Source organism: Castellaniella defragrans 65Phen (assembly GCF_000612685.1).
Lineage (GTDB): Bacteria > Pseudomonadota > Gammaproteobacteria > Burkholderiales > Burkholderiaceae_B > Castellaniella > Castellaniella defragrans.
This window is the reverse complement of sequence record NZ_HG916765.1, coordinates 2,485,401-2,497,945: the sequence shown is the minus strand read 5'-3', so window position 1 is coordinate 2,497,945 and position 12,545 is coordinate 2,485,401. Positions and strand designations below refer to the sequence as shown.

14 protein-coding genes are annotated in these 12,545 nt (G+C 70.2%); 5 read left to right on the top strand and 9 right to left on the bottom strand.

Features of this window, described 5'->3' with window-relative positions; all coding sequences use genetic code 11:
- From BN940_RS11125 to BN940_RS11095, 7 genes are all read right to left on the bottom strand, one after another.
- On the bottom strand, positions 1–759 hold the full coding sequence (locus BN940_RS11125; RefSeq protein WP_043683036.1) for a 3-hydroxyacyl-CoA dehydrogenase: 759 nt from the start codon (positions 757–759) through the stop codon (positions 1–3).
- 18 nt (positions 760–777) lie between these two features.
- Positions 778–1,446 (bottom strand): adenylate kinase, encoded by a 669-nt coding sequence (adk, locus tag BN940_RS11120; protein WP_043683033.1) that lies wholly within the window; start codon positions 1,444–1,446, stop codon positions 778–780.
- 72 nt (positions 1,447–1,518) lie between these two features.
- Entirely contained in the window at positions 1,519–2,301 is a 783-nt protein-coding gene (kdsB, locus tag BN940_RS11115) for a 3-deoxy-manno-octulosonate cytidylyltransferase (RefSeq protein WP_043683030.1), read from the bottom strand.
- Between the two features lie 67 nt (positions 2,302–2,368).
- Positions 2,369–2,578, bottom strand: a complete 210-nt coding sequence (locus BN940_RS11110; RefSeq protein ID WP_043683027.1) for a Trm112 family protein — start codon at positions 2,576–2,578, stop codon at positions 2,369–2,371.
- Between the two features lie 172 nt (positions 2,579–2,750).
- Positions 2,751–3,860 carry a tetraacyldisaccharide 4'-kinase gene (gene lpxK / locus BN940_RS11105; RefSeq protein ID WP_043683024.1) on the bottom strand — a complete coding sequence of 370 codons (1,110 nt, stop codon included), beginning with the start codon at positions 3,858–3,860 and terminating at the stop codon, positions 2,751–2,753.
- Between the two features lie 34 nt (positions 3,861–3,894).
- The gene (locus BN940_RS11100) at positions 3,895–4,308 is read right to left on the bottom strand and encodes an ExbD/TolR family protein (RefSeq protein ID WP_043683021.1); all 414 of its coding nucleotides are present in this window, start codon (positions 4,306–4,308) and stop codon (positions 3,895–3,897) included.
- Positions 4,305–4,913 carry a MotA/TolQ/ExbB proton channel family protein gene (locus BN940_RS11095; RefSeq protein WP_043683018.1) on the bottom strand — a complete coding sequence of 203 codons (609 nt, stop codon included), beginning with the start codon at positions 4,911–4,913 and terminating at the stop codon, positions 4,305–4,307. The genes BN940_RS11100 and BN940_RS11095 overlap by 4 nt, the downstream gene beginning before the upstream one ends.
- A gap of 437 nt (positions 4,914–5,350) precedes the next feature.
- Here BN940_RS11095 and xseA point away from each other — a divergent pair, with 437 nt between their 5' ends.
- From xseA to BN940_RS11080, 3 genes are all read left to right on the top strand, one after another.
- Positions 5,351–6,655 carry an exodeoxyribonuclease VII large subunit gene (gene xseA, locus BN940_RS11090; RefSeq protein WP_043683016.1) on the top strand — a complete coding sequence of 435 codons (1,305 nt, stop codon included), beginning with the start codon at positions 5,351–5,353 and terminating at the stop codon, positions 6,653–6,655.
- A gap of 110 nt (positions 6,656–6,765) precedes the next feature.
- Positions 6,766–7,347: a superoxide dismutase [Fe] gene (gene sodB / locus BN940_RS11085; RefSeq protein WP_043683013.1), complete on the top strand. Its 582-nt coding sequence runs from the start codon at positions 6,766–6,768 to the stop codon at positions 7,345–7,347.
- A 117-nt stretch (positions 7,348–7,464) separates the two neighbouring features.
- A complete protein-coding gene (locus BN940_RS11080; RefSeq protein ID WP_043683011.1) occupies positions 7,465–8,715 on the top strand; it encodes an MFS transporter in 1,251 nt (416 codons plus the stop codon).
- 8 nt (positions 8,716–8,723) lie between these two features.
- On the opposite strand, the gene BN940_RS11075 is transcribed toward BN940_RS11080, so the two are convergent.
- Together BN940_RS11075 and BN940_RS11070 are read right to left on the bottom strand one after the other, a co-directional pair.
- Positions 8,724–9,065, bottom strand: a complete 342-nt coding sequence (locus BN940_RS11075; RefSeq protein ID WP_242404189.1) for a DUF192 domain-containing protein — start codon at positions 9,063–9,065, stop codon at positions 8,724–8,726.
- 224 nt (positions 9,066–9,289) lie between these two features.
- Positions 9,290–9,529 carry a cold-shock protein gene (locus BN940_RS11070; RefSeq protein WP_043683009.1) on the bottom strand — a complete coding sequence of 80 codons (240 nt, stop codon included), beginning with the start codon at positions 9,527–9,529 and terminating at the stop codon, positions 9,290–9,292.
- A 134-nt stretch (positions 9,530–9,663) separates the two neighbouring features.
- Between BN940_RS11070 and clpS the strand changes: the two genes are divergently transcribed.
- Positions 9,664–9,987, top strand: coding sequence for an ATP-dependent Clp protease adapter ClpS (gene clpS, locus BN940_RS11065; RefSeq protein ID WP_043683007.1), 324 nt, complete (start codon positions 9,664–9,666; stop codon positions 9,985–9,987).
- A 220-nt stretch (positions 9,988–10,207) separates the two neighbouring features.
- Positions 10,208–12,526: an ATP-dependent Clp protease ATP-binding subunit ClpA gene (gene clpA, locus BN940_RS11060; protein WP_043683004.1), complete on the top strand. Its 2,319-nt coding sequence runs from the start codon at positions 10,208–10,210 to the stop codon at positions 12,524–12,526.
- Positions 12,527–12,545 lie beyond the last annotated feature (19 nt).

Genomic DNA, 12,545 nt, shown 5'->3' with positions numbered 1-12,545 from the left:
CTACTTCGGCGCCATGCGGATGGCGCCGTCCAGGCGGATCGTTTCGCCGTTGAGCATGTCGTTCTCGAAGATCGAGAGCACCAGCTTGGCGTAGTCCTCGGGGCGGCCCAGGCGCGGCGGGAAAGGCACGCTGGCGGCCAGGGAGTCCTGCACTTCCTGGGGCATGCCGAACATCATGGGGGTGCCGAAGATGCCCGGGGCGATCGTCATGCAGCGGATGCCCAGGCGCGAGAGGTCGCGCGCGATGGCGAGCGTCATGCCGACGATGCCGGCCTTGGAGGCGGCGTAGGCGGACTGGCCGATCTGGCCGTCGTAGGCGGCGACCGAGGCCGTGTTGACGAGCACGCCGCGTTCGCCGGTGACCTGCGGTTCGTTGGCCGACATGGCCTGGGCGGCCAGCCGGGCCATGTTGAAGGTGCCGATCAGGTTGATGTCGATCACGCGGCGAAACAGGGACAGTTCGTGCGGGCCGTTCTTGCCGACGATGCGTGAGGCCGGCGCGATGCCGGCGCAGTTGACCAGGCCGCGCAGCGTGCCCTGCGCCGTGGCGGCGTCGACGGCCGCCTGGGCGTCGGCCTCGGCGGTGACGTCGCAGTGTACGTAGGTCTGGCCGAGTTCGGCGGCCAGCGCCTGGCCGGCTTCGTCCTGGACATCGGCCAGGACCACGCGGGCGCCCTGGGCCGTCAAGGCGCGGGCCGTGCCCGCCCCTAGGCCCGAAGCGCCGCCGGTGATGAGGATGACTTGGTTGCGGATGTCCATGGCGGGGTCCGGTGACGGTCAGGCGGCGTGGTGCGCGCGCAGGATGCCGAGGATGCGGTCGCGGATTTCCTCGACCGAGCCCACGCCCGAGATCTGGGCGTAGCGCGGCGCCTCGGCCGCGCCGGTGGCCGCCCAGCTGGAGTAGTAGTCCACCAGCGGACGGGTCTGGTCGCGGTAGACCGACAGGCGGTGGCGCACGGTTTCCTCGCGGTCGTCGTCGCGCTGGATCAGCGGCTCGCCGGTCTCGTCGTCCAGGCCTTCGCGCCGGGGCGGATTGAACTTGACGTGGTAGGTGCGGCCGCTGGCCACGTGCACGCGCCGGCCGCTCATGCGTTCGATGATGTTTTCCTCGGGGACGGCGATCTCGATCACGTAGTCCAGCGGCACGTGCGCGTTTTTCAGGGCGTCGGCCTGGGGAATGGTGCGCGGGAAGCCGTCGAACAGGTAGCCGGCCCGGCAGTCGGGCTGCCGCAGGCGGTCCTGCACCAGGCCGATGATGATGTCGTCGGAAACCAGCCCGCCGCTGTCCATGATCTTCTTGGCTTCCAGACCGAGCGGAGTCTGCGCCTTGACCGCCGCGCGCAGCATGTCGCCGGTCGAAATCTGCGGGATGCCGAATGCCTCGGTGATGTAGGCCGCCTGGGTGCCTTTTCCCGCCCCCGGGGGGCCTAGCAGAATCAAACGCATGATTTCCTCCGATCAATCACTATTTTTCAAATTTTTCCGATTATGCCGCAATGCAGCAGATTCTGCAGGGTTTCAAGCCGATGCGGACGGGGCTTCACCCTCGTCAAACAGGGCGCGCACCCGGGCCAGGTCTTCGGGCGTGTCCACGCCGCGCGCCGGGACGGCGCCGGTGGCGTGCACCACGATGGGAAAGCCCTGTTCCAGCGCGCGCAGCTGTTCCAGGGATTCGACGCGTTCGAGCCGGCCCGGGGGCAGTTCCGGGAATTGCCGCAGGAAGCCGGCGCGGTAGGCGTACAGGCCGATGTGCAGCCAGGCCGGCAGCCCGGGGGCCAGGCGCTGCCGGCCGTCGGCCAGCGCGTCGCGGGCCCAGGGGATGGGGGCGCGGGAAAAATACAGGGCGCGGTCGTTGGCGCCGCAGACCACCTTCACCGCGTTCGGGTCGAACAGGGTGCCGGCGTCCAGGATGGGCGCCGCGCAGGTGGCGATGGCGGCGTCGGCATGCCGCGCCAGCAGGGCCGCCACGGCGTCGATCAGGGCGGGATCGATGAGCGGCTCGTCGCCCTGGACGTTGACCACGATGGCGTCGTCGTCCAGGCCCAGCACCGTGGCGACTTCGGCCAGGCGGTCGGTGCCGGTGGGGTGGTCGGGGCGCGTCATCAGGACTTCGATGCCGTGCTCGGCCGCGGCGCGGGCGACGTCGGCGTGGTCGGTGGCGATCAGGACCCGGCCGGCCGATGAAAGCGCGGCCTGCCGCGCGGTGCGCACGACCATCGGCAGGCCGCCCAGGTCGAGCAGCGGCTTGCCCGGCAGGCGGGTGGAGGCGGCGCGCGCCGGGACGACGACGGTGAAGCTCATGAGGCCCCCCTGGCGCGGCGTGCCGTTCCCCGGAGGAGGCGTTCGGGCGCGGGGCGGGCTGGTGCGTTCATGCCGCGGGCGCCGGGGCCGGGGCCGGGGCCGGTGCCGGTGCAGCGTCCAGCGGGCGGGCTTCGGCGGGCAGCATGATGGGCACGCCGTCGCGGATGGGATAGGCCAGGCGGTCGGCGGCGCAGACCAGTTCCTGGCGTTCGCGGTCGTGGCGCAGCGCGCTCTTGCACACGGGGCAGACGAGGATCTGCAGCAGGCGGGTTTCCATGGGCGGCGTGGATCCGGAAGGGATGGCAAAGCATAGAGTGTAATGCCTGCCGCCGTGCTTGTGCGGCTGGTTTCCGCATCACTGGTTTCCACATCCCGGCGAAGGGTTTGCATGGGGTGCGTGCGGGTCCGCCATTGGGCCCCGGCACGCGGCCCTTCCCGGCACGCGGCCCTTATTCGCCGCCCGCCCCGGCGCGCGCGGCCACCGCCCGCAGCGCCTGGTCGAGCGCATCGAGCCAGCCCGGGTCGGAAAAGGCCGGCGCCGCGCGCACGGCCCACAGGCGGGGATCGTGTGGGGCGGCGCATTTGACGGCGTCCTTGGGGGTGATGAGGATAGGGCCGGGCGGCAGGCCGCGCAATGCCTCCGCCGGGATCGCCTGGTGGTCGGGGACGCGCAGGGTGCGGGCCAGGACGACGCCGGCGGCGCGCAGCATGGCGAAGAAGCGCTCGGGCCGGCCGATGCCCGCCGCCGCGGAGCAGGGCGCCGCGCCCTGTTCGGCCCGCCAGGCGTCCCAGGGCAGGTCGCGGCCGCTGGCCAGGTGCGTGGCGCCTTCGGGCTCCAGGCGCATGACGACGGCGCGGGGCGCGCGCGCCGCGCCCGCCGGGGAAGCGGGAGAGGCGCGGGAGTTCAGGAGAGCGGGGACGGCGGAGGCGGCGGGCGGCGCCGGCTCGCCCGCCGCCAGGTGGGTGACGAGCCAGTCGGCCCGCGCCAGGCGTTCGGGAGGCTCGCGCAGGGGGCCGGCCGGCAGCAGGCGGCCGTTGCCGGTGCCGCGCCCGTCCTGGACGATGATTTCCAGGTCCCGCGCCAGCGCCGTGTGCTGCAGGCCGTCGTCGGCGATCAGCACGTCCACGTCGGGATGGGCCGCCAGCAGGGCGGCCGCCGCCAGGGCGCGGCGGGGGTGGACGGCGACCGGCGCGCCGGTGGCGGCGTGGATCAGCGCCGGTTCGTCGCCTAGGCGGGCGGCGGCGGCGCCCTCGTCGCTCAGGCGCGGCCGCGGCCCGACGGCGGCGCCGTAGCCCCGGCTGACGATGCCTGGCCGCCAGCCGCGGGCCTGCAGCGCCTGGCAGACGGCGATCGTGACGGGCGTCTTGCCGGTGCCGCCGACCAGGATGTTGCCGACCACCACGACCGGCACGGGCGCCCGCCAGGCGGCGCGCGCCCCGGCGCGCAGGCGCCGCGCCGACAGCAGGCCGTAGAGGCGGGACAGGGGCAGCAGCAGCGTGCTCAGGCCGCCGCGCCGGCTCCAGGCCGCCAGCATGAAATCCTCCAGCCTGCGGTTCATGAGCCCCCCGCACGCTTGGGGTGGCCCGGCGCGTTCATGGCCGGGCCTGGGTCAGGAAATGGACCTTGCCGATGTGCGCCAGGCGGGCGGCTTCCAGGGCGCGGACGACGGCGGCGTGCGCGGCCTGGCCGTCGGCGTCGATGCGCAGGGCGAGGTCGGGCCGGCCGGCCGCCGCCTGGCGCAGGCTTTCGGCCAGGGCGGCGTCGTCCGTCGCGTCGACGTAGTGGCCGTCGAGCGCGTACAGGCCGTCGCGGCTGATCGCCAGTTCGAGGAAGGGCGAGGCGTCCGGCGCCTCGGCCTGGGCCTGGGGCAGCGCGACCTGCAGCTGGCGGTGGCGGGTGAACGAGGTGGAGGCCGCCAGGAAGATCAGGATCACCAGCAGCACGTCGATCAGCGGGATCAGGTTGATCTCGGGCTCGTCGTGGGCGCGGCGGTGGTGGAAGTTCATGTCGCGGCGCGCCGGCTGATCAGGCGGTTCAGGGTTTCGGCCTCGCGCTCCATGGTGTGCAGGAAGTATTCGACGCGGGAGCGGAAGTAGCGGTGGAAGGCCAGCGCGGGAATGGCGATGAGGATGCCGAAGCCGGTGTTGTAGAGGGCGATCGAGATGCCGCGGGCGAGCTGGGCCGGGTCCCCGCCGGCGGGGTCGTAGGCGCCGAAGATCTCGATCATGCCGACCACGGTGCCGAACAGGCCCAGCAGCGGCGCGATCACGGAGATCGTCGCCAGGGCGGGCAGGTAGCGGTTCAGGCGCCAGGACACGTCGCGGCCGACGGCCTCGACGGCGGCCAGCCGCCAGGTGTCGTCCTGGTGGCGGTGGGCGGCGATCTCGGCGAGGATGCGGCCCATGGGGCTGCCGCGCGCCAGGCGCAGGATGGCGTCGGGCTCGTCCTGCTGGCGGCGCACGAGTTCGAGCACCTGTTCGGGCAGGCCGGCGGGCATGACGTGGCGGGCGCGCAGGGCCAGGAATCGTTCTATGATGATCGCCAGCGTGATGACCGAGGTGGCGACGAGCAGCCAGATCGGCCAGCCGGCCGCGTGAATGATGTCCAGCACAGTCCTGATCCTTGGGGTGCGGGGCCGGGAATCGGCGCAAATGCGTATTTTATGCCAAGGTCATGCCAAGGCCCCAAGGCCGCCGCCGGGCATGCCGGGGGTGCCCGGCGGCGGGCCGGCCGCCGGCTTGCGCGGGTGCGTCCGGCGCGCAGGCCGCGTCCGCGGGCCTTCCAGGGGCCGAGCGCAAGACGGGACGCGGCTTTCGCGGCGGTATCCACAGTTTCTGTGGATAATTCTGTGCACAAGAGTCCGGATGCGCACGTTTCATGGCCCTTCGTACTGGATTGGTTATTTTTTGCACACCGGTCGATGGAATTTCAATTTATTGAAAATCAAAGACTTACGTGTATTTTTTGAAGTGAATGTTGATGAGTCCCCCTGGCAGGCCCGAAAATAGGCGGGTTTGACAAAGCAGGGCTTTCTGTGGATAGGTTTCGATGAGTTTTTCTGTTCCGAGGCTTGCCGAAGGCGGTTTTTCGGCCGGCGACGCCGTCCTGACGGTGTCGCAGCTCAATCGCCGGGTGGCGCGGCTGCTGGAGGAGGGCGTGCCGCGCCTGTGGGTGGCGGGCGAGATTTCCAACTTCACCCGGGCCGCGTCCGGACACTGGTATTTTTCCATCAAGGACGAGGCCGCCGCCGTGCGCGCGGTGATGTTCCGCGGGCGCGCCCAGGCGGTGGGGTTCGTGCCCGAGGCCGGCGGCCGCTACGAATTCCGCGTCCAGGTCTCGCTCTACGAGCCCCGGGGCGACTACCAGGTGCAGGTCGAGTCCCTGCGCCAGGCGGGCCGGGGCGACCTGCACGAGGCCTTCCTGCGCCTGCGCGACCGGCTCACGGAAGAAGGCCTGATCGATCCGGCCCGGCGGCGCCCGCTGCCCGTGCTGCCCCGGGCGGTGGGGGTCGTGACCTCACTGTCGGCGGCCGCCCTGCGCGACGTGCTGTCGGTCATGGCGCGGCGCGCACCCCACGTGCGGGTGATCGTCTACCCGGCCCAGGTCCAGGGACGCGACGCCGCGCCGCAGCTGTGCGCCGCGCTGGACCGGGCCGCCGAACGGGCCGAGGTCGATACGCTGCTGCTGGTGCGCGGCGGCGGCAGCCTGGAGGACCTGTGGTGCTTCAATGACGAGACCCTGGCGCGGCGCATCGCCGCCTGCCCCATGCCGGTCGTCAGCGGCGTGGGGCACGAGACGGATTTCACCATCGCCGATTTCGTCGCCGACCTGCGCGCGCCCACGCCGACGGCGGCGGCCGAACTGTGCTGCGAGGACCGCGGCCAGGCGCTGGGCCGCCTGCTGGCCGCGCGCGACCTGCTGGTGCGGGGCCAGCAGCGGCGCCTGGAGCACGCGGCTATCCGCCTGGACCGGGCCCGCGCCCAGCTCGTGTCCCCGGCCCAGCGCCTGCAGCTGCGGCGCCAGCGCCTGGAATTCGCCGCCCGGCGGCTGCAGGCCGGCCTGGACCGGCGGCTGCGGGAACGCCGCTTGCTCCCGCAGGCGGCGCTCGATCGGCTGTCCGCGGGCCTGGACGGCCTGCTGCAGCGCCGCCACCGGCGGCTGGACGCGGTCCTGGCCGCCCTCGGCGCGCTGGATCCGCACCGCGTGCTGGGACGGGGCTATGCCCTGGTCCGCCGCGGCGACGGGACGATCGTCAAAAATGCGTTAGACTTGAAGATTCATGAGCCCATCGAGATCGAGTTCGGCCAGGGCAGGGCCCAGGCCGAGGTCACCCGGACCGATGCGCTGCTCTAGGGACACCAGGGGCGTCCTGGTCCGCTCCGCCCGGCGGAATCGCTGCCGGACGGGCCGTTTCCAGGACGCGCCGAACGTGGTGCATGCAACATCTTTTTGAAGGAACTGTCATGGCTTTCACCCTGCCGCCGCTGCCCTACGCGATGGACGCACTGGCCCCCCACATTTCCCAGGAAACCCTGGAATACCACTACGGCAAGCATCATCAGGCCTACGTGACGAACCTGAACAAGGCGATCGAAGGCACCGAGCTGGCCTCCCTGAGCCTGGAAGAGGTGATCCGCAAGTCCAGCGGCGGCGTGTTCAACAACGCCGCCCAGGTCTGGAACCACACCTTCTACTGGAGCAGCCTGTCGCCCAAGGGCGGCGGCGAGCCCGCCGGCGCGCTGCGCCAGGCCATCGAGGCCAAGTGGGGCAGCGTCGATGCCTTCAAGACCGCCTTCACCCAGTCCGCCGCCGGCAACTTCGGTTCCGGCTGGACCTGGCTGGTGAAGAAGCCCGACGGCAGCCTGGACATCGTCAACACCAGCAACGCCGGCACCACCGTCAACACCGACGACAAGGCCCTGCTGACCTGTGACGTGTGGGAACACGCCTACTACATCGACTACCGCAACGCCCGTCCCAAGTACCTGGAAAACTTCTGGAACCTGGTGAACTGGGACTTCGCGGCGGCCAACCTGGCTTCCTGATCCTCCGCGACGCGGCGCGCGCGGCGCGCCGGTCCCGGCCCCCTGCGGGGCCGCTCCCGCGAAGACGGCGGCGCAGCGATGCGTCCGCCGTCTTTCCATGACGACGACGGAAAGAGCATGACGCACGACAGCCCGGCCGCATCCGCGCACGACTCCGCCGGCCTCCTGCCCGTGGAAGTCCAGAACGGAAACATCTGGCGGCTTGCCATCGCGCAGGCGCTGGCCGGCGCGAACGCGGTGGTGGTCTACGCCACCGGCGCCATCGTCGGCGACCAGCTCGCGCCCTCGCCGGTGCTGGCGACCCTGCCCATCTCCATCTTCGTGGTGGGGATGGCGGCCTGCATCCTGCCCGCGGGCGCGATCGCGCGGCGCCATGGCCGGCGCGCCGCCTTCCTGGCCGGCACGGGCGCCGGCGTGCTGGCGGGGCTGCTCGCCATGTGCGCCGTCCTGCTGGGATGGTTCTGGCTGTTCTGCCTGGGGACCTTCTTCGGCGGCGGCTATGCGGCCGTGGTGCTGTCCTTCCGCTTCGCGGCCGCCGACGGCGTCGCGCCCGGCCGGCGCGCCCGCGCGCTCTCGCTGGTCATGGCCGGAGGCGTCGCCGCGGGCGTCGTGGGACCGCAACTGGTCACCTACACCATGGACCTGTGGCCGCCGCATCGCTTCACGGCCACCTTCCTCATGCAGGCGGTCGTGGCGGCCCTGTCCGCCCTCATCCTGCTGGGGGTGAGGCTGCCCCTGCCCACGACGCAGGAGATCGCCGGCGGCCGGCCGCTGGGGCGGATCGCGCGCCAGCCGCGCTTCATCGCGGCGGCGACCTGCGGGGCGGTGTCCTACCTGCTGATGAATTTCCTGATGACGGCCGCGCCGCTGGCGATGCATCTGTGCGGCCATTCCCAGGAATCGGCCAACTGGGGCCTGCAGTGGCACGTGATCGCCATGTACGGGCCCAGCTTCTTCACCGGCGACCTGATCGCGCGCTGGGGCGCCGGGCGCGTGGTGACGGCGGGCCTGGTGCTCACCGGCCTGTCGGCCGCGATCGGGCTGGGGGGCGTGGACGTGGCGCATTTCTGGGCGACGCTGATCCTGCTCGGGCTGGGCTGGAATTTCGGCTTCCTGGGCGCGTCCACCCTGGTGCTCGAATGTCACCGGCCCGAAGAAAAGACGCGGGTGCAGTCGCTCAACGACTTCATCGTCTTCGGCCTGATGGCGGTCGGTTCTTTCTCTTCGGGCGGCCTGCTCGCGGCCTATGGCTGGGACGTGGTCCTGTGGGTGTCCTTCGTGCCGCTGGCGCTGGCCTTCGCAGCGCTGGCGGTGATGGCCCGGCGCGCGGACCGCAAGCCGGCGGAGCGGGAAAGCGCGGCCTCGTAAGCGGCGGCTCAGCGCGTCACCCGGTCGCCCGCGCGCACCCCGGCCCGGGCGAACCAGCCCTGGTTCATTTCCAGGGCCTGGGTCGCCGGCGCCGTCGGGCAGTGCGGCTCCAGGCTGCGCGGCTGCATGTCCTGGATGTCCACGATGCGCCCGTCCCGGCCGATGAAGGCGATGGACAGCGGGATGAGGGTGTTCTTCATCCAGAAGCAGTGGATGTCGGGCTCGCCCAGCTCGAACAGCATGCCGGCGTCGGCCGCCAGCGCGGTCCGGTGCATCAGCCCTTCGCGCAGGGCCTCGGGCGTGGCGGCGTATTCGGCCTGGACCGGATGGCCGCCCACGCGCAGCGCCACGATGGGCAGGGGCGGCTGCGCCGCCGCCCGAAGGCACGGCAGACCCGCCAGGACGAGGGCGGCAAGGATGACGGCAAAAGAGGGCCCCCACGCCGCGCAGCCTGCGGCCGCTCGCTGCCCCCGGCGAGGGCGCTTTTTGCCTTGGGACGGCCCGGCGGCAAAAAAACAGGGCCCGCCCCGGGCCCCGCATCGCGTTAAAATGGAAAAGAACACCCGCGCCTCGATCAGGCGGCGGTGATGTTCAGGGCTTGTTTGCCTTTCGGACCCTGCGCGATATCGAAAACGACCTTCTGCCCTTCTTTCAGGGTCTTGAAGCCGTTCATCTGGATGGACGAAAAATGTGCGAAAAGGTCTTCACCCCCATTGTCGGGGGTAATGAAGCCAAAGCCCTTGGCGTCATTGAACCATTTGACCGTTCCTGTCAGCTTTTGTGACTCTCCGGTGTTTTCGATGGATTCCGACATGCAAACTGCCTCTCGACTATAGTGTGGGGTTTGAACGGCCCCGGCCATCCGTGAGGGCGGCCTGCGGGACACGACGATCATGCTGAATTCCAAGTCATTCAGTCAACTATGGAAACCACTAGGTTCTGATTCGCATGCCGACCGACATCCAAAATCAGCAGCAACTGGTGCGTGAAACCGCGCCGGTGCGCCTCGCGCCGCCGCCGATGTATCAGGTCGTGCTGCTGAACGATGACTACACGCCGATGGATTTCGTGGTGCACGTGCTGCAGCGGGTCTTCCACAAGGGCGGCGAAGAGGCCGAGCGCATCATGCTGCAGGTCCACCACGAAGGCCGCGGCATCTGTGGCATCTACACGCGCGACGTGGCCGCCACCCGGGTCGACGCCGTGCTGCGCCTGGCCCATGCCGATCAGCATCCGCTGCAATGCCTGATGGAGCCTGTGCCGTTTTTTTGACGCCGGGCCGCCCCAAGGCAAAAAGCGCCCCCTTGGGGGCAGCAAGCGGCCGCAGGCTGCGCAGCGTGGGGGTATTTTCTGACGCATCGGCGCTTCTCCGCCCCTCGCGCCCGCGCTTAGGGACGATCCCGAGCCCCGGAGCCTCAAACGGCGGGCGGTTTTAGTCATAGAATAGGCATAACGGATTGCTTGATCCGCTCCGATATGCAATGGAGGAAGCGTGATTTCCGAAGAGCTCGAAGTCAGCCTGCACATGGCGTTCGTCGAGGCCCGCGCCGCCCGACACGAATTCATCACCGTGGAGCACTTGCTGCTGTCCTTGCTGGACAATGCCTCGGCCGTCGAAGTCCTGCGCGCCTGCGCCGCGGACATCGAGCTGCTGCGTCAGGATCTGCGCAAATTCATCGTCGAGAACACGCCGGTCTTCCCCGGCGAGGGCGACGTCGATACCCAGCCCACGCTCGGGTTCCAGCGGGTGATCCAGCGCGCCATCATGCACGTGTCCTCCAACGGCTCCAGCAAGAACGCCGTGACCGGCGCCAACGTGCTGGTCGCCATGTATGGCGAAAAGGACTCGCACGCGGTGTATTTCCTGGTGCAGCAGGGCGTGTCCCGGCTGGACGTGGTCAATTACCTGTCGCACGGCATCACCAAGGTGTCCGAGGACCCGCCGGCCGCGGACAATCCGCGCCTGGAGCCGCCCGTGGCCGATCCCAAGTCCGAGCAGCAGAAATCCCCCCTGGAAACCTACGCCACGGACCTCAACGCCGAGGCCCTCAAGGGCCGCATCGACCCGCTGATCGGCCGCGAGGACGAGGTCGAGCGCGTCATCCAGGTGCTGTGCCGCCGGCGCAAGAACAATCCCCTGCTGGTGGGCGAGGCCGGCGTCGGCAAGACGGCCATCGCCGAAGGCCTGGCCTGGCGCATCACCCAGGGCGACGTGCCCGAGGTCCTGCACCAGACCCAGGTCTACGCGCTGGACATGGGCGCGCTGCTGGCGGGCACCAAGTACCGCGGCGATTTCGAGCAGCGCCTGAAGCTGGTGCTCAAGACCCTGAAGGACAACCGCCACGCGGTGCTGTTCATCGACGAGATCCACACGCTGATCGGCGCGGGCTCCGCCTCGGGCGGCACGCTGGACGCGTCCAACCTGCTCAAGCCGGCGCTGTCCTCCGGGCACCTGAAGTGCATCGGGGCCACCACCTACACCGAATATCGCGGCGTCTTCGAGAAGGACCACGCGCTGGCGCGGCGCTTCCAGAAGATCGACATCCCCGAGCCCACGGTGGAGCAGACCATCCAGATCCTGCGCGGCCTGAAGGCGCGCTTCGAGGCCCACCACCAGGTGCGCTACTCGGGGGCGGCGATCACGGCGGCGGCGGAACTGGCCGCGCGCCACATCAGCGACCGCTTCCTGCCCGACAAGGCGATCGACGTGATCGACGAGGCCGGCGCCGCCCAGCGCCTGCTGCCCAAGTCGCGCCAGAAAAAGCTCATCGGCCGCGCCGAGATCCAGACCACCGTCGCGCGCATCGCCCGCATCCCGCCGCAGAACGTCTCCACGGACGACCGCAACAAGCTCGCCACGCTGGAGCGCGACCTGAAAGCCGTGGTGTTCGGCCAGGACCAGGCCATCTCCGCCCTGGCCGCCTCGATCAAGATGGCGCGCTCGGGCCTGGGGCGCCCCGACAAGCCCATCGGCTGCTTCCTGTTTTCCGGCCCCACGGGCGTGGGCAAGACCGAGGTCGCGCGCCAGCTGGCCTTCGTCCTGGGGATCGAACTGCTGCGCTTCGACATGTCCGAATACATGGAACGCCACACCGTGTCGCGCCTGATCGGCGCGCCGCCGGGCTACGTCGGCTTCGACCAGGGCGGCCTGCTGACCGAGGCCGTGACCAAGCAGCCGCATTGCGTGCTGCTGCTCGACGAAATCGAAAAGGCGCATCCGGACGTCTACAACATCCTGCTGCAGGTCATGGACCACGGCACGCTCACCGACAACAACGGGCGCAAGGCGGATTTCCGCAACGTGATCCTGGTGATGACCACCAACGCGGGCGCCGACACGCTGAACCGCAATGCCATCGGCTTTGCCGCGCCGCAGCGCACGGGCGACGAGATGGCGGAAATCAAGCGCCAGTTCACGCCCGAATTCCGCAACCGGCTGGACGCCATCATCGGCTTCTCGCCCCTGCCGCGCGAGGTCATCCTGCAGGTGGTGGACAAGTTCCTCATGCAGCTCGAAGACCAGCTCCACGACAAGCACGTCGAGGTGGTGTTCACCCAGGCGCTGCGCGATCATCTGGCGCGCGCCGGCTTCGACCCGGCCATGGGCGCCCGGCCCATGCAGCGCCTGATCCAGGACACCATCCGCCGCGCCCTGGCCGACGAGCTGCTGTTCGGCCGCCTGGTGCACGGCGGGCGGGTCGAGGTCGACCTGGATGCCCAGGAGCGGGTGGTGCTCAACTTCCCCGAGGGCGACGAGGGCCCGGGCGTGGTGCCGGAGCCTTCCCGGCCCGAGCCCGAGCTCGTGGACTAGGGCTCTCCGCATGAACAGG